Origin of the sequence: Stenotrophomonas sp. ZAC14D2_NAIMI4_6 (assembly GCF_003086875.1) — a bacterium.
Classification (GTDB): domain Bacteria; phylum Pseudomonadota; class Gammaproteobacteria; order Xanthomonadales; family Xanthomonadaceae; genus Stenotrophomonas.
On record NZ_CP025996.1, the window covers coordinates 356,509 to 376,923 of the forward strand.

Consider the following 20,415-nt stretch of genomic DNA (forward strand, 5'->3'; position numbering starts at 1 on the left):
AACGTCATGTCTGTTTCTGCCATGCCCCTGTCCCGTCACGTCCGTTCGCTGGCCCACGCAGAACTGGCCCATGCCAGTGCGCTGGGCGAAGTCCGCCGCCTGGATGGCACGGCGTTCCCGCTGCTGCAGGGGCTGTCGATCAAGCGCCTGCGGCTGGAAGCCGACGCCATGCGCGAAGCGCACTGGCATGCCAATGCCGATGAACTGGCCTACGTCTGCCAGGGCCAGGTGCGCGTGCAGGTGATCGACAACGGTGACCAGGTGAGTGCGTTTGTCGTGTCAGAAGGGCAGATGTTCCACATTCCCAGCGGTGCCCTGCACCTGATTGAAAACCTGGGCCCCGCTCGCGCCGAACTGATCATCGCCTTCAGCCATGCGCACCCGCAGGATTTCTCGCTGCAGGCGGCCTTCGGTGCGATGAGCGATGCGGTGCTGGGCAACACCTTCGATCTGCCCGCCAGCGCCTTTGCGGCGCTGCCGCGCGATACTGGCAGCCGCTATCTGGTACCGCGTCCGCGGGGTCTGCCGCCTGCGTCACCCGATCACGCGCAGCCACTGCGCTTCGACGTGGAAGCGCAGTCGGCGCCGGTGACCTTCCCGTATGGGCACGCACGGGTCGCCCGCAGCCAGTTCTGGCCCGCACTGCGCCACCTGGCCATGTACTCGCTGCAGATTGGCGAAGACGGCATGCGCGAACCGCACTGGCACCCCGATACCGCCGAGATGGGCTACGTACACCGCGGCCATGCCCGCATGACCGTGCTCGACCCCGACGGCAGCACCGACACCTACCTGCTGTCACCGGGCGATGTGTACTTCATTCCCCCGGCCTACCCACACCAGATCGAAGCACTGGGGCAGGACATCCACTTCCTGGTGTTCTTCGACCGGCCGATGCCCGCCGATATCGGCTACCGCCTGTGTGGCGCGGCACTGCCACCGGCCACCCTGGCCGCGACCTTCGGCGTGCCGGTGGAGCGCATGCCGGTGCTGCCGGCCACCGCCCGCGACCCGCTGATCGTGGCCCGTGGCAATCCTCTCGATCCCTGCACCTGAAGTAGGCCACCATGGGGGCCTTCCCGGGGAGGCCTGCGCATGCGCGGTATCGACTTCAGTTCCTGGCAGGGGGTGCTGTCCACGCTGGCCGGGCTGGTGCTGATCACCCTGCTGGGCGTGGGCATCCGCCTGCTGGTGATGCAGACCCTGCAGCAGCGCCGCGAGCGTGAGAACCGGCAGATCAACGAGCGCCTGCGCACGCTGATGGCCGCCTACAAGACATTGGGCGGCTCGTTCACCGGCGATCTGGGCGTGGACCCTACCCATCTGCGCGAACTGCGCCAGCGCGCCCACGAAAGCGGCAGCGCCGAGCCCGGCTCGGAGCGTGCACGGCGCATCCGCGATGCAGTGGAGGCGGCGTTGTCGGACATCCTGCTGCTGGGCACCGACGAACAGGTGCGGCTGGCCGCGCGCGCCGCCACCGAACTGGCGCAGGGCCGGCCGGTGCATACCCACGACCTGGTGGTATCGCTGCGTGATTTCGTGCGCCAGGCACTGGATCTGGCCCCGGTGCCGACCGACCTGCAGATTCCACCGCAGGGCCCGACCCGTCCGGCCAGTGGCGGTGGCGGCAGCAACAAGGCACGTGGCGGCGAGGGCGAGGCCAAGGGCGGTCGCGGTGGTGGGGGCGGTGGCGGTGGAGCGGGCGCCGGCATGGGCGGCCTCGGCCTGGGGGCCGGCGCCGCGTTGGGAGCCGGCCATGCCAGCGAAGACGACCCCAGCGCGCGCTGAGTCGCTTCGCTTCGGGTCGGTCAGGGCAACAGATCGAGGATCGGCACGAAGCCGCCATAGATCATCCGCGCGCCATCGAAGGGCATCGGGTTCTTCGACGGATCCATGCGCGGGTCCTCCATCATCTTCTGCATGCCCGCATCGCGGGTGGCCTTGTCGGGCCATTCAATCCAGGAAAACACCACCGTCTCATCCGGCGTGGCCTTCACCGCGCCGAAGAAGTCGGTGGTCTTGCCTGGCGGCACATCGTCGCCCCAGCACTCGACCACGCGCAGCGCGCCGTATTCGATGAACACGACGTCGCCCATGCGGGCGTGGGCCAGGAATTTTTCCTTGTTGGCGGTGGGCACCGCCAGGACGAAACCATCGATGTAGCTCATCACTTGCCTCCGTGGTGGACCGTGGCGGATGCACGGCCTTGCTGGTTCGACGAATGCGGGCGCGTGCAATCGACACGCCTGTGCCCATTGGAATGCAGTGCATGTGCACGCAGCGCGCGCGTATGCCAGAAACTGCCTGAATCAAGCCAGAAAATTCAGCAATGCGAAGACCGTGGTTTTCAGGGAGCGTTGTGTCGAATAACGGAGAATTTACATTCCCGATGCGATGGCGCCCTGGCGCTGCTGCACACCATAAGAAAGTAAAGGTGTACCCCCATGAAGAATTCGCTGATTGCCCTGGCTCTGGCCGCTGCCCTGCCGTTCACCGCTTCGGCCGCTGAAAACCTGTCCTACAACTACGCCGAGGCTGACTACGCCAAGACCGACGTTGATGGCGTGAAGGCCGACGGTTACGGCGTCAAGGGTTCCTACGGCTTCCTGCCGAACTTCCATGCCTTCGGTGAATACAGCCGTCAGGAAGTGGACCACACCAACATCAAGGTCGACCAGTGGAAGGTCGGTGCCGGTTACAACGTTGAAATCGCACCGTCCAGCGACTTCGTCGCCCGCGTGGCCTACCAGAAGTTCGACCAGAAGCACGGCCTGGACTTCAACGGCTACAGCGCTGAAGCCGGTATCCGCACTGCCTTCGGCGCCCACGCCGAAGTCTATGGCCTGGTCGGCTACGAAGATTATTCGAAGAAGCACGGCGTGGACATCGACGGCCAGTGGTACGGCCGCCTGGGTGGCCAGGTGAAGCTGAACCAGAACTGGGGCGTGAACGGCGAGCTGAAGATGAACCGCCACGGCGACAAGGAATACACCGTCGGCCCGCGCTTCAGCTGGTAATCGCTGCGCCGCGCGCCGCGCGCCGTGCGCGCAGGCAACGCACGAACAGGCCCGGTCTTGACCGGGCCTGTTCTGTTTTCAGCTATCGAAACCGCGCATGACCATTGGGCGGCGCCCGTGCTGCATTGCAACGAATTGGATTCCGCAGCGCGCGACGGCGGCCTACGGTGGCATTCCCGAAATGCCGGATATGCAGCGATGCCCGTCCTTCCGCCCCTGCTACCCGACCGGCCGCGCCGGCTGGCACTGTTGGATCCGCACCCGGTACTGCGGCTGGGCGTGGAAGTGCTGCTGCGGCAGCACAGCGGTGTGGAAGTGTGTGGCAGCTACGCCGATGAGGGCGAACTGCTGCAGCAGCTGCGCCGCGAGCCCGGCGGTATCGATCTGCTGTTGATCGATGCACTGCCACTGGGCGACCTGGGCGATGGCATGGCGCTGCTGCGCCGGTTGTCCCGCCAGTGGCCGCAGCTGCCGGTGCTGGTGTTGTCGGCGCACTGCAACGCCAGCACGGTCACCACGGCCATGCAGGCCGGTGCACGCGGTTTCCTGTCCAAGGCCACCGCGCCCGACGTGCTGCTGCGCGCGGTGGATGTGGTATCGCGCGGCGGCCGCTTCGTGCCCCCCGACCTGCGCGCCCAGCTCAGCCGCTCGCGCACGCTGCGCGCGGTGGCGCCCACTCTGGCGCCGCTCAGCCGACGCGAACGCGAAGTGCTGCGGCTGGTGCTGCAGGGCTGCAGCACCGGCGAAATGGCCCTGCGCTTCCAGCGTGCGGCCAGCACCATCAGCACCCAGAAGAAGACCGCCTACCAGAAGCTGGGCATCCGCAGCGATGGCGAACTGTTCCGCATCCGCCACCTGCTGGAATGCAGCTGAGCCCGGCTTACTGGCCCTGGTACTGCTTTTCTTCCACCAGCGCCGAACCGGCCACGCGGTTGATCTCGTTCTTCACCACGATGCGTTCGCCGTTGGTGCCGTACACGCCGCGTGCCAACTGCACGAAGGCATCGTCGAACACCTGCGCCGCTTCCTTGTCGCGCAGCTGGTCCTGGATGTCCCACATGCGCTCGTTGATCTCCTTCAGCTGCACCTTCAGCGCCTGCAGCGCGGGCTGCGCCTGCAGCTGCTGCTGCAGCAGCGGCAGCAGGCCGTCCAGTTCGGTGCGCACGTTGGCGACCTTGGCCGCATCGGTGATGCGTTCGGCCTTGATCTCGAGAATGGTGATCTTGTCGATCAGCTCGCCGATCGATACCGGGGTGAGAATGGCGTCCACGCGACTACTTCCTGGAAACAGGCGGCCATGATAACGCGCCTGTTCCCTGCCATCGCCGACGCTCAGGCATCTGCACGGGCTCCGACAGCGCCAGGCAGCCACAGCAGCAGGGCCAGCACTGCCACGCTGGCACCGGCCACGCACACGCCGGTCCAGCCGAAGTGCTGGTAGACCTGCGCCGACAGCAGCGAACCCAGCGAGCCACCGATGAAATAGCCGGTCATGTAGCCGGCGTTGAGGCGATTGCGCGCTTGCGGCTGCAGGGCGTAGATCAGATTCTGGTTGCTGACATGCAGCAGCTGTGCGGCCAGGTCCAGTACCACCACGCCCACCAGCAGCGCCAGCAGCGAGTGCGCCGACAGCCCCAGCGGCAGCCAGGACAGCAGCAGCATCAGCAGCGCGATGGCGGTTGCGCGGCCGGCTTGGCCGCGGTCGGCCATACGCCCGGCCAGGCCCGCGGCCAGCGTGCCGGCAGCGCCGACCAGGCCGAACAGACCGATGGTAGCGTCGCTGTAGGCGTAGGGCGGCTGCGCCAGCAGGAACGCCAGCGGTGTCCAGAAGATGGCGAACATGGCAAAGCTGCAGGCGCCCAGCAGGGTGCGCTGGCGCAGCACCGGCTCCTGCACGAACAGCGTGCCGATCGAACGCAGCAGGGCGAAATAGCCCAGCCCGGCCGAGTGATGGAAGCGTGGCAGGCCGCGCTGCAGCGCCGCGGCGGTCAGCACCAGCACGCCAGCGGCGATGGCATAGACCAGGCGCCAGTCGCCCAGGCTGGACAGCAGCCCGGCCACCGTGCGCGCCAGCAGGATGCCCAGCAGCAGGCCGCTCATCAACGTACCCACCACGCGACCGCGGTGTTCCGGCGCGGCCAGGGTGGCCGCGAAGGGCACCAGCACCTGCGCCACCACCGAGAACAGACCGGTGATGGCCGTGCCCACCAGCAGCCAGGTCAGGCTGGGCGCGCAGGCGCTGATCACCAGACCGCCGGCCGACAGCAGGCTCATCACCACGATCAGGCGCCGCCGCTCGAACAGATCGCCCAGCGGCACCAGCAGGATCAGGCCGGCGGCATAGCTCAGCTGCGCGGCGGTCACCACCATGCCCACCTGCCCGAACGGCACGCCGAAGGCATCGGCGATGGTATGCAGCAGCGGCTGAGCGTAATAGTTGCTGGCCACCGCTACGCCGGTTGCCACCGACATCAGCAGCACCTGCCAGCGGTGCAGGGGGGGAAGGGCAGGGCTCACGCGTTGTTCCGTAGTGCAGGGGCGCACAGTGTCCGCCTGCTGCGCCCATGATGGAAATGAATCATCATCATCCCTGTCATCTGAAAATGAGATACATGGGTGAACCTGAAGCAGCTTGAATTTGCCGTGGCCCTGGCCGAAGAAGGCAATTTCACCCGTGCCGCCGCGCGCTGCCACGTGGTGCAGTCGGCGCTCAGCCACCAGATCGCGCATCTGGAACAGGAACTGGGCACGCCGCTGTTCGAGCGCCTGCCGCGCCAGGTGCGCACCACCGCGGCCGGTGAAGCGCTGCTGGTGCATGCGCGGCAGGTGCTGGCCAGCCTGCGCCATCTGCGCGCCGACGTGGCGGCGGTCAGCGGTGAAGTCCGCGGCATGCTGGCCATCGGCCAGATCTCCTCACTCACCGACATCGACGTGGTCGCGCTGCTGGCCGCGTTCCAGCAGGCGCACCCGCAGGTGGAATTCCAGCTGCGGGTGGACAAGAGCGAGACCTTGATCGAGCAGGTGCAGGCGCGCGTGCTGGACGTGGCCCTGGTGGGGTTGGCGCCGTCGGCGCAGCTGGATGGGGTGTGCCAGCAGGTGCTGCTGGAAGAGGACCTGGTGGCGGTGCTGGCGCCAGGCCATCGGCTGGCAGGCCGGCGGCGGTTGGCCCTGGCCGATCTGCAGGACGAAGCGCTGGTGGATTTCCCGCGCGGCACCGGTGCGCGGCGCCAGACCGACGATGCCTTCGCTGCGGCCGGGCTGCCGCATGCGGTGCGCTTCGAGGTCAACCTGATGGAACTGGTGGAACGCTTCGTGCGGCAGGGCCTGGCGATCGGCATCGTGCCGGTGTCGATTGCCGCCGGCTTCCAGCACGTGCAGCAGGTGCCGCTGCAGCCCACGCCCACGCGCCGCGTGCACCTGGTCTGGCAGCGCCTGCCGACCCCGGCCGCGCGTGCCTTCGTGCAGGCCGTGCTCAGCCGCGCAGGCGCAGGCTCAGGCCCTTGAGGAAGTTGCGCAGCATCTGGTCCAGGCAGCGCCGGTAGTTGGTGTGGCCGGGCTGGCGGAACAGCGCGCCCACTTCCGACTTGGACACACGGAAGCCGGCACTGGCGAAGATCTCCATCAGGTCCACATCGCGCAGCTGGAAGGCCACGCGCAGCTTCTTCAGCACCAGGTTGTTGTCGATGCGGGTTTCCACCGGGCGCAGCGGCTGGCTTTCGTCGCGGCCGCGCAGGTGCACGATCAGGCCATCCAGGAAATGCGCCAGGGCACTGTCGCTCATCGCCTGGAAGCCGGGCTCGTCCTCGCGCAGCAGCCAGGCTTTCACCTGCTCGTTATCCACGGCGAACGCCGGGTCGGCCATCTGGCACAGGGTCACCACGTGGTGGTCGCCCAGATCCAGGGAATAGCGCACGCTGCGCAGGACATCGTTGTTGATCATGGCCCATTGTACCGGCCCGGCCGCTGTCACCGGACTGTCACCGGATTGCAGCATCGTGGGCGCTCTCCCGCACAGGTCCTCGCGATGCGCCGGTTCGTTCTCTCTGCCCTGCTGCTGGCAAGCAGCTTCAGCGCCAGCGCGCAGGCCCCGTACGTACCGCTGGAACAGCGGCTGAGCGCGGCGCAGCTGGCCGAGATCGGGCTCAGCCCGGCACAGCTGCAGGCGCTGAACCGCGCGCTGCGCCAGGCCGAAGGGCCGGGGCCGGAAACCCGCACCGCCGCCGCGCCGGTGCCGGCGGGCGTCCCCGCGCCGGCCGCCATGCACCTGGGGCTGGAAGAGGGCCCGGTGAGCGCGCGGCTGGTGGGCGAGGTGGCCGGCTGGGCGCCGGGCACCGTGTTCACTCTGGACAACGGCCAGCAATGGCAGGTCATGAAGGGTCAGATGAAGTTGCGCGCGCCGCTGCAGGCGCCGCAGATCGAAGTGATACCGGGCATTGCCGGGCGCTGGTTCCTGCAGGTCGATGAAGACCTGCCCAAGGCGCGGGTGTTCCGCCTGCGCTGAGCGATGCCGGGGTCGGATCCCGGTGCCACGGGCTCCGGGCGCTGACCCCAACCCGGGCATCCCGCCGGGGCACCCCGGCCCGATATGGCAAACGCAGGCGGCGGCCGACGGTGCCAGAATGGGGGTCTGGTTCCCCACGGAGTTGTCTGCATGACCCGCACCGTCCTGATTACCGGCGCCACGTCCGGCTTCGGCGCCGCCGCCGTCCATCGCTTCGCCCAGGCCGGGTGGAAGGTGATCGCCACCGGCCGCCGAGGTGAGCGCCTGCAGCCGCTGGTCGACCGCTACGGCAAGGACGTGGTGCACGCGGCGGTGTTCGACGTGCGCGATCCGGTGGCGATGGAGGCCGCGCTGCTGGCCCTGCCGCCGGCCTTTGGCGATATCGATCTGCTGGTGAACAACGCCGGCCTCGCCCAGGGCACGGCGCCTGCGCAGAGCGCCAGTCTGAAGGACTGGACCACCATGATCGATACCAATATCACCGCGCTGGTCACGCTCACCCACCGCCTGCTGCCGCAGCTGGTGGAGCGCAAGGGCGCGATCATCAACATTTCTTCAGTGGCCGGGGTCTACCCGTACCCGGGCGGCAACGCCTACGGCGGCACCAAGGCCTTCGTCAGCCAGTTCTCGCTGGGGCTGCGTTCGGACCTGCACGGCACCGGCGTGCGCGTGACCACCATCGAGCCGGGCATGGCCGAAACCGAGTTCACCGTGGTGCGCACCCATGGCGACCAGGCCGCCTCGGACAAGCTGTACACCGGCGCCAACCCGATGACCGCCGAAGACATCGCCGAACAGATCTTCTGGGTGGCCACGCTGCCGCCGCACCTGAACATCAATCGGCTGGAGCTGATGCCGGTCAGTCAGTCGTTCGCCGGCTTCCAGGTCGCCCGCGGGTTGTAGAGTCGAGCCATGCTCGACTGCGCCATTGCCGTCGTAGAGTCGAGCTTGCTCGAATGATTTCAACGGCAGTCGAGCAAGCTCGACTCTACAAAAGCAAAAAGCCGGGCATTGCCCGGCTTTTCAACTTACTGCGCCTTGATCGCCATCGCCTGCAGCCCGGTGCCATCCAGCTTCTGCTTGGCTTCGGCCAGCTCGCCGGCGCTGCCGTACGGCCCCATGCGCACGCGGTACACGGTCTTGCCGTTGATCTGCGCCGATTCCACGCGTGCGGCCAGGCCCATCATGGCCAGCTTGGCCTTGGTCGCCTCCGCATCGCCAGACGCACCGAAGGCGCCGGCCTGCAGGATGTAGCGCGTGTTGTCAGCGGCGGCCACCGGTGCCGCAGCCGCAGCCGGCGGCTGCGCCGCGGTTTCGGTGCGTACCGGTGCGGTGGCCGGCGGGGTCGCCGCTGCCGCCGCGGGGCGTTCACTCAACGGCGCCGGCAACGGGCGTTCGCTGGCGGTAACCGCAGCGGTGCTGGCCACGCTGGCCGTTGCCACCGGCGCGGCAGCCGGTGCCGCCGCAGGCGCAGCCGGAACCGGCTTGCCTTCCAATGCCGCCTGCGCGCGCTGCGCCTCGGCCTTGGCCCGGCGCAGTTCCTCGGCCCGCGCGCTGGCGGCCAGTTCGGCGTCGGACATCTCCACTTCCTTGCCCGGCAGCAGGGTATAGAAGTCGTACTGGGTGGCGGCCGGCTTTTCCGCTTCAGCCGGCTTGGCGGCAGCGGCCGGCGTGGCCGGCTGGCTGCCGACATCGGCATCGGCGTCGGCCACCGGGGCCGGCTGCGCGTTCGGGTTCGGCTGCGGCCCGGCACGCAGGAAACCATCGCCTTCGCCCTTGAACAGATTGGGCGCCGCCAAAAACACCACGGCGGCAATGGCCACACCGGCCACCAGCCACACCCATCCGGGCGTGCCCTGGCTGCTGCTGTTGCGCCTGGCCTGTGTTTTGCCGCGTCGTGCTGCCATGTCTACTGCTTCTCCGGGGAATTACATTTTTTCCGGGGCGCTGACGCCCAGGAGGTCGAGGCCGTTGGCCAGCACCTGCCGTGCCGCATTGGCCAGGGCCAGGCGTGCATCCAGCTCGGACTGATCCAGTTCGAGGATCTTCTTGCTCTGATACCACGTGTGGAAGGCGTGTGCCAGTTCGCGCAGGTACTGCGCCACCAGGTGCGGTTCCATCAGCGTGCCGGCCGATTCCACCACTTCCGGGTAGCGCGACATTTCCACCATCAGCCACAGCGAAGCTTCGTCGTCCAGCGTGGTCAGACCGGCCAGGCCGGCGCTGGGCGAATGGGTGATGCCCTTTTCCTGAGCCTGGCGCAGCAGGCTGCACACGCGTGCATGCGCGTACTGCACGTAGAACACCGGGTTGTCGTTGCTCTGCTGGCGGGCCAGGTCGATGTCGAAGGTCAGCTGCGAATCGGGCTTGCGCGCGATCAGGAACCAACGGGTGGCATCACGGCCGGCTTCGTCGATCAGGTCGCGCAGGGTGAAGTAGCTGCCGGCACGCTTGGACAGCTTCACTTCTTCGCCGCCACGCATCACCGTCACCATCTGGTGCAGCACATACTCAGGCCAGCCCTGCGGAATACCCACTTCCATGGCCTGCAGGCCGGCGCGCACGCGTGCCAGCGAACCGTGGTGGTCGGCACCCAGTTCAGTGATCGCGCGCTCGTAGCCACGCTGCCACTTGGACAGGTGGTAGGCCACGTCCGGCACGAAGTAGGTGAAGGTGCCGTCGGACTTGCGCATCACGCGGTCCTTGTCGTCACCGAAGTCGGTGCTGCGCAGCCACAGTGCGCCGCCTTCCTCGTAGGTGTGGCCCGAGGCCTGCAGCTTGGCCACCGCTTCGGCCACCTTGCCGTCGGCGTACAGCGAGCTTTCCAGGAAGTAGATGTCGAAATCCACGCCGAACGCGGCCAGGTCCAGGTTCTGCTCGTTGCGCAGGTAGGCCACGGCAAAGCGACGGATGGCCTGCAGGTCGTCCGGGTCCTTGGCGCCGACCACGGTGGTGCCTTCCAGGTCCACGCTGGCGCCGGCCATGTAGGCACGGCCCACATCGGCAATGTATTCGCCGCGGTAGCCGCCTTCGGGCCAACCGTCCTGGTCGGGGGCGATGCCCTTCACGCGGGCCTGGGTGGACAGCGCCAGGTTCTCGATCTGCACGCCGGCGTCGTTGTAATAGAACTCGCGCTTGGCGTTCCAGCCGTTGGCATCCAGCACGCGGGCAATGCAGTCACCGATGGCCGCCGCGCGGCCGTGGCCGACATGCAGCGGGCCGGTCGGATTGGCCGACACATACTCCACGCCCACCGTGCGGCCATTGCCGGACAGGTTGTGGCCGTAGTCGTGGGCTTCCTTCAGCACCAGCGCGGCTTCGCGCTGGTAGGCGGCCGGGGCCAGGTGGAAATTGATGAAGCCCGGGCCGGCGATCTCGACCTTGCTGACGTCCTCGCTGCGCGGCAGTGCGTCCACCAGGGCCTGCGCCACGGCGCGCGGGTTGCTGCGCGCGGCCTTGGCCAGCAGCATGGCGGCGTTGGTGGCGAAGTCGCCATGCTCGCGGGTCTTCGGGCGTTCGACCACGAAGTCCGGCGTCAGGGTGTCGGCGGGCAGGGTGCCATTGGCGCGCAAGGCTTCGATGCCTTGGTTGATCAGGGCGCGGAGGAGATTTTTCACGAGGCCTGCTGTGAGAATGAGCGGCGGAATCGCCCATTTTAGCGCAGATACCGGTCAACCCGCTGACCGGGCGCCTGCGGCCGGGGCTGCCGCCGTGGCCGGTTCAGCCGGGCAGGCGGGCGTTCACCTTTGGCAGAAGACCCCGTTCAGCAAACGACACCGGGCGCCCTTCGCCCACCACGAAGTGGTCCAGCAGGCGCACGTCCACCATGGCCAGGGCCTGCTGCAGTTCGCGGGTGATGCGGGTATCGGCGGCCGACGGTTCAGGATCGCCGGAGGGGTGGTTGTGGCTGAGAATGACCGCCGCGGCGTTGTGCAGCAGGGCCCGGCGCACCACTTCGCGCGGGTAGACCGGGGCGGCATTGATCGTGCCCTGGAACAGTTCCTCGCAGGCCAGCAGGCGGTGGCGGTTGTCCAGGAACAGGGCCATGAAGATTTCCCGGGGCTGGCCGCGCAGCCGGTGCTGCAGGTAGCGGCCCACGGCGCTGGGGTTCTCGCCCACGCACTCGCCCTGCTGCAGCTCGGCGGCCAGGTAGCGCTGGGCCAGCTCCAGACCCGCGGCCAGGGTGCAACTGCGCGCCGGGCCCAGCCCGGGCAGGCGGGTCAGTTCGGCGGGCGGTCGGTCCAGCAGCACCCGTAACGGGCCGTGGGCCTGCAGCAGGTCGCGCGCGGTCTGCACGGCGTCGCGCCCGCCGAAGCCCGAGCCCAGGAACAGGGCGAGCAGTTCGGCATCGGACAGTGCGGCCGGACCGCGGGCCAGCAGCTTTTCGCGGGGGCGTTCGTTCTCGGGCCAGTCGAGGATGGTCATGGCCCATCGTGGCCGCCGGCGATCGTCGCGGGCATCGGCGCTTGCCGCGCCCTGGGGTGGGGCAAGCCCTCAATCGCGCTGGCGCTTCAGGTACTCGTACAGTTCCTGGTTGCTGTGCAGGCCCAGCTTGCGCTTGGCTTCGGCCTTCTGCCGGCTGATGGTCTTGGCGCTGCGGCCGCTGTGGTCGGCAATGGCGTTCACGCTCAGACCCTCGGCCAGCAGCTGCATCACTTCCTGCTCGCGCGCCGACAGCGGCGAGGGCTCGCGCTGGAACATCAGGTCACGTGACTGCAGGTGCCGGCGCAGCTGCTGGGAAACGAACACCTGCCCGCCCATGGCCGCATGCAGCGCCTGCGGCAGCTCGGCAAAGTCGGCGGCCTTGTCGACCAGGCCATGCACGCCATCACGCAGCAGCCCATCCAGCAGGCCGGGATGGCGCGCGCCGGTCAGTACCACCACGGGCAGCTGTGGGTGCCGCTCGCGCAGGGCGGCCACCAGTTCCGGGCCGTCCGGACCGGGGCCGGGCATGGTCAGGTCGGTCAGCACGGCATGGCAGCGGCGTTCATCCACCAGCTGCAGCAGGCCGGCGCCATCGCAGGCGGCGCCGGCCACATCCAGCCGGTGGCGTTCGAGCACGATGCGGATGCCGTGCAGGACCACCGGGTGGTCGTCGGCAATGATGATGCGCGGGTGCACGGCATGCTCCTGGGAAAACAAGCGGCACACGCGGTGTGGCCGCCCATGATTCTGCAAAACAGCGCGGTCGCACAGGTATAGGAAAGTTCCGAATCGAACAACGGTCGAAGCGGAACTTCATGTGGTCATAACCCTATGTGCTGATAGCGGCCCGCTATGTGCGCCATGCACCGGGACGCCACCGCCCTTCGGGTAAGCTAGCGCCCTCGTTTGCACAGGAATTCCAGGTGGCTGATTCTCCCAACGCCTCCCCCGCGCCGGCCCGCGCGCTGGCGGGCCAGAAACTGCTGTTGTGCGTGGGCGGTGGCATCGCTGCGTACAAGGCCCTGGAACTGGTGCGGCGCCTGCGTGATGCCGGCGCCCTGGTGCAGGTGGCGATGACCGCCGGTGCGCAGCAGTTCGTCACCCCGCTCAGCTTCCAGGCGCTGTCTGGCCAGCCGACCCGCACCACGCTGTGGGACAGCGCGGCCGAGCAGGCCATGGGCCATATCGAACTGGCGCGCTGGGCCGACCGTATCGTGGTCGCCCCCGGCACCGCCGATCTGCTGGCCCGCCTGGCCCACGGCCACGCCGACGACCTGGTCAGCACGCTGTGCCTGGCCAGCACCGCGCCGCTGACCGTGTGCCCGGCCATGAACCACCGCATGTGGCTGCACCCGGCCACCCAGGCCAACATCGCCCTGCTGCGCCAGCGCGGCGCGCAGGTGATCGGCCCGGTGGACGGCCCGCTGGCCGAAGGCGAATCGGGCCCCGGCCGGCTGGCCGAACCGGGCGACATCGTGGCCGCGCTGGCCGCCGTGGGGGCGCCGCCGGTGGCCGAGGCCGCGCCGGAAACCCGCGCGCTGCAGGGCCTGCGCCTGCTCATCAGTGCCGGCCCGACCTATGAAGACATCGACCCGGTGCGCTACGTCGGCAACCGCAGCAGCGGCAAGATGGGCTTCGCCCTGGCCGCAGCGGCCGCCACGATGGGCGCGCAGGTGGTGCTGGTCAGCGGCCCGGTGCAGCTGCCCACGCCGCCCGGCGTGCAGCGCGTGGATGTGCGCTCGGCCGCGCAGATGCGCCAGGCCGTGCTGGACGCGTTGCCGGCGGACATCTACATCGGTGCCGCCGCCGTGTCCGACTACACCCCGCGCCAGGTGGCCGCGCAGAAGTTGAAGAAGACCGCCGACAGCCAGTCGCTGGTGATCGAGCTGGTGCGCACCCCGGACATCCTGGCCGAGGTGGCCGCGCAGACCCAGGCCCTGAAGCTGGTGGTCGGCTTCGCTGCCGAAACCCACGATGTGGAGAAGTACGCGCGCGGCAAGCTGGTCGACAAGCGGCTGGACCTGGTGATTGCCAACCAGGTGGGCATCAGCGGCGGCGGCTTCGAAAGTGACAACAATGCGGCCACTGCCTTCTGGCAGGACGGCGAACAGGTATTCCCGGCCACCAGCAAGCGCGAACTGGCCGAACAACTGCTGGCGCTGATCGCGCGGAGGCTTACGGCATGACCCAGACGTTTTCCCCGCAGCCGCTGCAGGTGAAGCTGCTCGACCCGCGTTTCGGCGACAGCTGGCCGTTGCCGGCCTACGCCACCGAAGCCAGCGCCGGCATGGACCTGCGCGCGGCGCTGGAAACCGCATTGACCCTGCAGCCCGGCGATACCGCGCTGGTGCCCAGCGGCCTGGCCATCCATATCGCCGATCCCGGCCTGTGCGCGGTCATCCTGCCGCGTTCGGGCCTGGGCCACCGCCACGGCATCGTGCTGGGCAACGGCACCGGCCTCATCGATGCCGATTACCAGGGCCCGCTGCTGATCAGCGTCTGGAACCGCGGCCGCGAAGCCTTCACTATCGAACCGGGCGATCGCATCGCCCAGCTGGTCGTCGTTCCGATTGCCCGCGTCAGCCTGCAGGTGGTGGATACTTTCACCGACAGCGTGCGGGGAACGGGTGGATTCGGCCATACCGGGGTGCGTTGACGGGGGAGATCAATGAGCGGCAACGGGGAAGCGAAGCAGGCGAAGTCGTTGGGTCGGGGGGCACCGCTGCTGGGTGTGCTGCTGGTACTGCTGGCCGGGTGGTTCGGCTGGAGCGCAGTGCAGCAGTGGCGACAGGCGGCCAACGGCGAGGCACTGGAAGCAGCTCGCGACCAGGCCGTGCAAGGGCTTCAGCAGGCCGCTGCCGGCCAGTTGCAGCAGTTGCAGAAGCATCTGCAGAGCGATCGCGTGCAGCAGGCGCTGCGTGCCGGCGATGCCGCCGCCGCGGCCCTGGCCCTGCGTGAAAGCTGGACCGGCGTGGAGCAGGTGGACGTGCTGGATGCCGACCTGGCCACCGCCTACGCAGACATGCCGGCGTTCGGTTACTCGCGGCTGGCCCTGCTGGAATCGGCGCTGGCCGACGGCAAGCCGGCCCTGCGCGTGGTGCGCGATGCGGGCGGCAACCGCCTGGGCCTGGCCGCCGCCGTCGAGCTGGGCAGCGCCGGCCCGGCCGTGGCCTATGTGCGCCAGCCGCTGCTGCGCCTGACCGCGCCGCTGGACCAGGTGCGTACCCCTGCCGACGGCTTCCTGGCCCTGCGCCAGGGCGGCCATGACATCGTGGCGCAGGGCGATGCCGGCCTGCGCGAGAGCGCCGAAGCGCTGGCGCGCCCGGTGGCCGGTACCCCCCTGCGGCTGGCCGCGGCGGTACCCAACATCGAGGCCGGCCCACTGGGCCTGGGCGCGCTGGGCAGCGCCATCGTCGCGCTGCTGCTGCTGTTCATCGCCGTATTGCTGGTGGTCGGTCGCAACCGCCTGCCGAAGTCGCTGCCGCTGCGCCGCACCGCCGCCAGCGAAGGCGACCAGGGCCCGACCCTGCGCGAGAGCCTGCAGATGTCCACCCCGCCGCCGTTGCTGGCCAGCGGCGATGACGGTGACGCCGTGGCGCCGCCGCCGGTCCCGCCGGTGGCGCTGGCCCCGGGCATCTTCCGCGCCTACGACATCCGTGGCGTGGTCGGCAGCGAACTGAACCCGAAGACCGCGGCCCTGATCGGCCAGGCCATCGGTACCGTGGCGCTGGAACAGGGCCTGCGCGAGGTGGTGATCGGCCGGGATGGGCGCCTGTCCGGCCCGGAACTGGCCGCCGCCCTGGCCGAGGGCCTGCGCCGCGCCGGCTGCTCGGTCATCGATATCGGCCTGGCCGCCACGCCGGTGGTCTACTTCGCCGCCTTCCACCTGCGCACCGGCACCTGCGTGGCCGTGACCGGCAGCCACAACCCGCCCGAGTACAACGGCTTCAAGGTCGTCATCGGCGGTGAAACCCTCTCCGGCGATGCGATCACCGATCTCTACCAGCGCATCAGCGAAGGCCGCCTGCAGCAGGCCGCCACCCCGGGCGACTACCAGCAGCGCGACGTGGCGGCCGACTACATCCAGCGCATCGCCGACGACGTGCAGCTGGACCGCCCGCTGAAGGTCGTCGCCGATGCCGGCAACGGCGTGGCCGGTGCGTTCGCCCCGCAGTTGCTGGAAGCCATCGGCGCCGAGGTCATTCCGCTGTACTGCGATGTCGATGGCACCTTCCCCAACCATCACCCCGATCCGAGCGAGCCGGCCAACCTGGAAGACCTGGTGCAGACGGTCAAGCGCTTCGGTGCCGACCTGGGCGTGGCCTTCGATGGCGATGGCGACCGCCTGGGCGTGGTCACCGGCGAAGGCCGCATCATCTACGCCGACCGCCTGTTGATGCTGTTTGCCGCCGATGTGCTGATGCGCAACCCAGGCGCGATGGTCATCTACGACGTGAAATGCACCGGCAAGCTGTCCGATCACGTGCTGCGCAATGGCGGCAGCCCGTTGATGTGGAAGACCGGGCATTCGCTGATGAAGGCCAAGATGCGCGAGACCGACGCCGAACTGGCCGGCGAAATGAGCGGTCACTTCTTCTTCAAGGAACGCTGGTTCGGTTTCGACGATGGCCTGTACGCCGCCGCGCGCCTGCTGGAAATCCTGGCCCAGCGCGAGGAAACCCCGGACGAAGTGCTGGCCGAGCTGCCCGAAACCGTGGCCACGCCGGAACTGAAGGTGCCGGTGGCCGATGGCACGCCGCATGCGCTGGTGGCGATGCTGGTCGATGCGGCGCAGTCGGCGGAGTCGCCGTATACGGGCGGGCGCCTGTCGACCATCGATGGCCTGCGCGTGGACTTCCCTGACGGCTGGGGCCTGGTACGGGCATCCAACACCACCCCGGTGCTGGTGCTGCGCTTTGAAGGCAACGATGAAGCCGCGCTGGAACGCATCCAGGCGCTGTTCCGCAGCCAGCTGCAGACGGTTCTGGGCGACACCCCGCTGGGGTTCTGATCGCTCCTGGGGGCCGGCCCATCCACGCATGGCGTGGATCTACCTGGTAGGTGCCGACCTTGGTCGGCACGCCTCACCCCTTGAACCTCAACCCCACGCCGGGTTCGGTGAACAGGTAACGCGAATCCAGCGCCGAATCGCCCAGCTTGTGCCGCAGCTTGCCCACCAGGATGCGCAGGTAGTGGGTGTCGTGCTGGTGCGTCGGGCCCCAGATCTCCCGCAGGATCTGCGGCTGGGTCACCACCCGCCCGGCATTGCGCAGCAGCAGCGACAGCAGCGCGTACTCCTTGCGGGTCAAGGCCACCGGCTCGCCGTCCAGCGCCACTTCGCGGCGCACCAGGTCCACATGCAGGTGGCCATCGTCGAACACCGGCGGCGCGCCATCGCTGGGCACGCTGCGCGTGCGCAGCAGCGCGCGGACCCGCGCCATCAGTTCCTGGGTGCCGAACGGCTTGGTCACGTAGTCGTTGGCGCCGTTGTCCAGCGCCCGCACCTTCTCGGCTTCGCCGGCGCGCACGGTCAGCATGATCACCGGCACCTGGCTCCACTGCCGCAGCTGCTGCAGCACCTCGTGCCCTTCCATGTCCGGCAGGCCGATATCCAGGATCACCAGGTCCATGTCCTCGCTGGCCGCCAGTTGCAGGCCTTCCTGGCCGCTGGCGGCCTGCCGTACCTGGTAGCCCTGCGCGCGCAGGCTGATGTCCAGGAAACGGCGGATCTGGGTTTCATCATCGATTACCAGCACGCGTGCGGCCGGCACGCTGGCGTCAGTCGGCATCGGGCTCATCGTGGTCAGCAGGTTTCAGCAAGGGCAGGGTGATGCGGATCAGGGTACCGCGGCCGTCGCGCCCGGGCAGCGCTTGCACGCTGCCGCCGTGGGCACCGATCATGCCCTGGCAGATGGTCAGGCCCAGGCCGGTGCCATGGCGGCCGCGGTCGCCGCGTTCCACGCTGTAGAACATGTCGAAGATGCGCGTGCGTTCGTCATCGGGAATGCCCGGGCCGGCATCGATCACATCGATCTGCAGCTGGCCGTCGGCCAACCGCGCCTGCACCTGCACGGCGGCGCCGGGGGGCGAGAACTTCGCCGCGTTCTCCATCACGTTGAACACGGCCTGTTCCACCAGCGCCGGGTGCACCCAGATCGGCGCCAGCGTGGCCGGAATGTCCAGCTGCAGGCGCACCTGCGGCTGGTAGCGCTGCAGGCGCCGCGCCGCCGAACCGACCAGCTCGTCCACGCCGATCCAGTCGCGGTTGATCTGCAGCCCGTCATGGCCCAGGCGGGTCATGTCCAACAGGTTCTGGATGTAGCGGTCCAGCCGTTCGCCCTCCACCTGGATGGTGTCCAGCAGGGCCCGCCGGTCGGCGCCGTCCATCGCATCGCCATAGCTGGCCAGGCTGTCGGCCGAGCCGATCATCGCCGCCAGCGGCGAGCGCAGGTCGTGCGATACCGAAGACAACAGGGCGGAGCGCAGGCGTTCGGTCTCGTTGCTTACGTGGGCCTGTTCCAGCTCGGCCACCAGGCGCGTGCGCAGCACGGCCTGGGCGATGTCATCCACCATGGCTTCGGCCAGTTGCCGCTGCTCGGGCAACAGCCGGGTGTCGGGCAGGTACAGGCCGGCCACGCCAAGGGCACGGGCATCGCCATCCAGCAGTGGCAGGAACCACCACTGCGCACCGGCCAGCGTATCGGTGAAGCGGCCACCGGGCTGGCCGTGGCGCTGCGCCCAGTCGGCCGCCGCCAGGTCGGTGTCGCCGGGCAGCACGCGGCCGCCGGTGGCCGTGTCGGTGCCGATGCGCAGCCATGCCGGCACATCCAGGGCCTGCTGCAGGGCCTGGCGCCCGGCCTGCGCCACCTCGCCCGGCCCGGCCGCGCTGGCCAGCTGCCGGCCCAGCTGCTGGCGCGCGCGCGCATGGCGGTTGGCCGCGCGCAGGGCAATCACCTGCATGCGCAGCCGCGATGCCAGGCGCCCGGCCACCAGCGCCGCGGCCAGGAACAGGAAAACGGTGATCACCCCTTGCCGCGCGCTGATGGCGAAGGTGAAGCGCGGCGCGATGAACAGGAAGTTGTAGGCCAGGAAGCACAGGATCGCGGCCAACGCGGCCACGCTGGCGCGGGTACGCGCGGCCACCAGCACCACCGCCACGATGAACACCATCGACAGGTCGGCCATGCCCACCCAGCGTTCGCCCAGCCACGCCACCGCGCAGGCCAACGCGGTGGCAACCAGCGCCTGCACCGGCTCGTAGCTGATGCCGCGCATCGGCGGCAGCAGGCCCTCGCGGCGCGCACGGGCGCGCGCCTGCGGCGTGCTGATGATGGTGATCTCGTAATGCGCCCCGCGCTGGATCAGCTGCTGGGTCAGGGTGCGGTTGAACATGCGGGCCAAGGGACGTTCGCGGGTACGGCCCAGCACCAGCGTCGAAATGCCGTTGTGCGCGGCATGGTCCAGCAGGGCATCGGCAATGCTGGACCCGTGCAGCAGCTCGGCCTCGCCACCCAGGCGCCGTGCCAGCGCGAACGCCGCATCGATCTCGCGGCGGGTGGCCTCGTCCTGGCGCCGGCCCTGCACGGTCACCACCGTCCACGGTGCGTCGCGGCGTTCGGCAATGCGCCGCGCCACCCGCACCAGGTATTCGCTCTGGCCACCGCCATCGATGGCCACCAGCACGCCGCGGCGCAACGGCAGGTTCGCCTCGCCGCGCGCGGTCCGGGTCTCGCGCAGGCTGCTGTCCACGCGATCGGCAGCTTCCTGCATGGCCAGTTCGCGCAGCGCGGTCAGGTTGGCCGGCGAAAAGAATGCCTGCAGTGCCTGCGCGGCCTGCTCGGGTACGTACACCTTGCCCTGCTGCAGGCGCGCGATCAGTTCGCGCGGCGGCAGGTCCACCAGCACGATGTCGTGCAGGCGGTCCAGTACCACATCGGGCACGGTCTCGCTCACCCGCACGCCGGTGATCCGCATCACCACATCGTTCAGGCTTTCCAGGTGCTGGATGTTCACCGTGGTCCAGACGTCGATGCCGGCATCCAGCAGTTCCATCACATCCTGCCAGCGCCGTTCGTGGCGGCTGCCGGGCACGTTGCGGTGGGCCAGTTCATCCACCAGCGCCAGCGCCGGCCGGCGTGCCAGCAGCGCATCCAGGTCCATCTCGTGCAAGGCGTGGCCGCGGTAGTCCACGTCCTTCAGTGGCAGCTGCGGCAGGCCGTCCAGCAGGGCCTGGGTTTCGGCGCGGCCGTGGGTTTCCACCAGCCCCACCAGCAGGTCCACGCCACGGCGGCGCTGTTCCTGTGCACGGGCCAGCATGGCGTAGGTCTTGCCCACGCCCGGCGCTGCGCCGAGGAAAACGGTCAGCTTCCCGCCGGCTTCGCGCTGCAGGCCATGCACCAGTGCATCGGCCTGGCGGGTACGCGCATCAGGGGTTCGGGCCGCTGTCATGGTCACCGGTGGGCGCGCGGCCGT

The 20,415-nt window shown here is 69.0% G+C and carries 20 protein-coding genes; 10 read left to right on the plus strand and 10 right to left on the minus strand.

Translation table 11 applies throughout. The features are described from left to right. Nucleotides 1–6 precede the first annotated feature (6 nt). On the plus strand, nt 7–1,056 hold the full coding sequence (locus C1933_RS01545; RefSeq protein WP_108751910.1) for a cupin domain-containing protein: 1,050 nt from the start codon (nt 7–9) through the stop codon (nt 1,054–1,056). Nucleotides 1,057–1,095: 39 nt separating this feature from the next. Then, entirely contained in the window at nt 1,096–1,788 is a 693-nt protein-coding gene (locus C1933_RS01550) for a hypothetical protein (RefSeq protein WP_108751911.1), read from the plus strand. A gap of 20 nt (nt 1,789–1,808) precedes the next feature. Here C1933_RS01550 and C1933_RS01555 read toward each other — a convergent pair whose 3' ends face one another. Further along, nucleotides 1,809–2,168, minus strand: coding sequence for a DUF1428 domain-containing protein (locus tag C1933_RS01555; RefSeq protein WP_108751912.1), 360 nt, complete (start codon nt 2,166–2,168; stop codon nt 1,809–1,811). A gap of 276 nt (nt 2,169–2,444) precedes the next feature. Between C1933_RS01555 and C1933_RS01560 the strand changes: the two genes are divergently transcribed. Continuing rightward, complete coding sequence (locus C1933_RS01560) at nt 2,445–3,017, plus strand: Ax21 family protein (protein ID WP_108748202.1); 573 nt, start codon at nt 2,445–2,447, stop codon at nt 3,015–3,017. Nucleotides 3,018–3,215: 198 nt separating this feature from the next. Beyond that, entirely contained in the window at nt 3,216–3,890 is a 675-nt protein-coding gene (locus tag C1933_RS01565; protein ID WP_108751913.1) for a response regulator transcription factor, read from the plus strand. A 7-nt stretch (nt 3,891–3,897) separates the two neighbouring features. Here the strand turns inward: C1933_RS01565 and C1933_RS01570 are convergent, their stop codons facing one another. Further along, entirely contained in the window at nt 3,898–4,287 is a 390-nt protein-coding gene (locus C1933_RS01570; RefSeq protein WP_108748204.1) for a DUF6165 family protein, read from the minus strand. Nucleotides 4,288–4,349: 62 nt separating this feature from the next. Next, on the minus strand, nt 4,350–5,489 hold the full coding sequence (locus tag C1933_RS01575) for an MFS transporter (RefSeq protein WP_343125593.1): 1,140 nt from the start codon (nt 5,487–5,489) through the stop codon (nt 4,350–4,352). Between the two features lie 144 nt (nt 5,490–5,633). Here C1933_RS01575 and C1933_RS01580 point away from each other — a divergent pair, with 144 nt between their 5' ends. Beyond that, nucleotides 5,634–6,521 (plus strand): LysR family transcriptional regulator, encoded by an 888-nt coding sequence (locus C1933_RS01580; RefSeq protein WP_108751915.1) that lies wholly within the window; start codon nt 5,634–5,636, stop codon nt 6,519–6,521. On the opposite strand, the gene C1933_RS01585 is transcribed toward C1933_RS01580, so the two are convergent. Further along, on the minus strand, nt 6,490–6,957 hold the full coding sequence (locus C1933_RS01585) for a DUF1456 family protein (RefSeq protein ID WP_108748207.1): 468 nt from the start codon (nt 6,955–6,957) through the stop codon (nt 6,490–6,492). The genes C1933_RS01580 and C1933_RS01585 overlap by 32 nt on opposite strands. Before the next feature lie 84 nt (nt 6,958–7,041). Between C1933_RS01585 and C1933_RS01590 the strand changes: the two genes are divergently transcribed. Both C1933_RS01590 and C1933_RS01595 read left to right on the plus strand, forming a co-directional pair. Further along, entirely contained in the window at nt 7,042–7,518 is a 477-nt protein-coding gene (locus C1933_RS01590; RefSeq protein WP_108751916.1) for a hypothetical protein, read from the plus strand. Nucleotides 7,519–7,668: 150 nt separating this feature from the next. After that, complete coding sequence (locus C1933_RS01595) at nt 7,669–8,421, plus strand: SDR family NAD(P)-dependent oxidoreductase (RefSeq protein ID WP_108751917.1); 753 nt, start codon at nt 7,669–7,671, stop codon at nt 8,419–8,421. Nucleotides 8,422–8,546: 125 nt separating this feature from the next. Here C1933_RS01595 and C1933_RS01600 read toward each other — a convergent pair whose 3' ends face one another. The 4 genes from C1933_RS01600 to C1933_RS01615 all read right to left on the minus strand — a co-directional run bounded on the left by C1933_RS01600 (nt 8,547) and on the right by C1933_RS01615 (nt 12,639). After that, nucleotides 8,547–9,425, minus strand: coding sequence for an SPOR domain-containing protein (locus tag C1933_RS01600; RefSeq protein WP_108751918.1), 879 nt, complete (start codon nt 9,423–9,425; stop codon nt 8,547–8,549). Between the two features lie 21 nt (nt 9,426–9,446). After that, complete coding sequence (argS, locus tag C1933_RS01605) at nt 9,447–11,135, minus strand: arginine--tRNA ligase (RefSeq protein ID WP_108751919.1); 1,689 nt, start codon at nt 11,133–11,135, stop codon at nt 9,447–9,449. A gap of 103 nt (nt 11,136–11,238) precedes the next feature. After that, nucleotides 11,239–11,943, minus strand: coding sequence for a DNA repair protein RadC (gene radC / locus C1933_RS01610; protein WP_108751920.1), 705 nt, complete (start codon nt 11,941–11,943; stop codon nt 11,239–11,241). Nucleotides 11,944–12,012: 69 nt separating this feature from the next. Further along, complete coding sequence (locus C1933_RS01615) at nt 12,013–12,639, minus strand: response regulator transcription factor (protein ID WP_108754698.1); 627 nt, start codon at nt 12,637–12,639, stop codon at nt 12,013–12,015. A gap of 227 nt (nt 12,640–12,866) precedes the next feature. Between C1933_RS01615 and coaBC the strand changes: the two genes are divergently transcribed. From coaBC to C1933_RS01630, 3 genes are read left to right on the plus strand one after another with little or no spacing between them, the layout of a single operon-like run. Then, entirely contained in the window at nt 12,867–14,129 is a 1,263-nt protein-coding gene (coaBC, locus tag C1933_RS01620) for a bifunctional phosphopantothenoylcysteine decarboxylase/phosphopantothenate--cysteine ligase CoaBC (RefSeq protein WP_108751921.1), read from the plus strand. Beyond that, nucleotides 14,126–14,599 carry a dUTP diphosphatase gene (gene dut, locus C1933_RS01625; protein WP_108748215.1) on the plus strand — a complete coding sequence of 158 codons (474 nt, stop codon included), beginning with the start codon at nt 14,126–14,128 and terminating at the stop codon, nt 14,597–14,599. The genes coaBC and dut overlap by 4 nt, the downstream gene beginning before the upstream one ends. A 12-nt stretch (nt 14,600–14,611) precedes the next feature. Continuing rightward, nucleotides 14,612–16,954 (plus strand): phosphomannomutase/phosphoglucomutase, encoded by a 2,343-nt coding sequence (locus tag C1933_RS01630; RefSeq protein ID WP_108751922.1) that lies wholly within the window; start codon nt 14,612–14,614, stop codon nt 16,952–16,954. A gap of 73 nt (nt 16,955–17,027) precedes the next feature. Here the strand turns inward: C1933_RS01630 and C1933_RS01635 are convergent, their stop codons facing one another. Beyond that, entirely contained in the window at nt 17,028–17,732 is a 705-nt protein-coding gene (locus tag C1933_RS01635; protein WP_199911402.1) for a response regulator transcription factor, read from the minus strand. Beyond that, nucleotides 17,722–20,391, minus strand: coding sequence for a sensor histidine kinase KdpD (locus tag C1933_RS01640; RefSeq protein ID WP_108754699.1), 2,670 nt, complete (start codon nt 20,389–20,391; stop codon nt 17,722–17,724). The genes C1933_RS01635 and C1933_RS01640 overlap by 11 nt, the downstream gene beginning before the upstream one ends. Nucleotides 20,392–20,415: the final 24 nt, after the last annotated feature.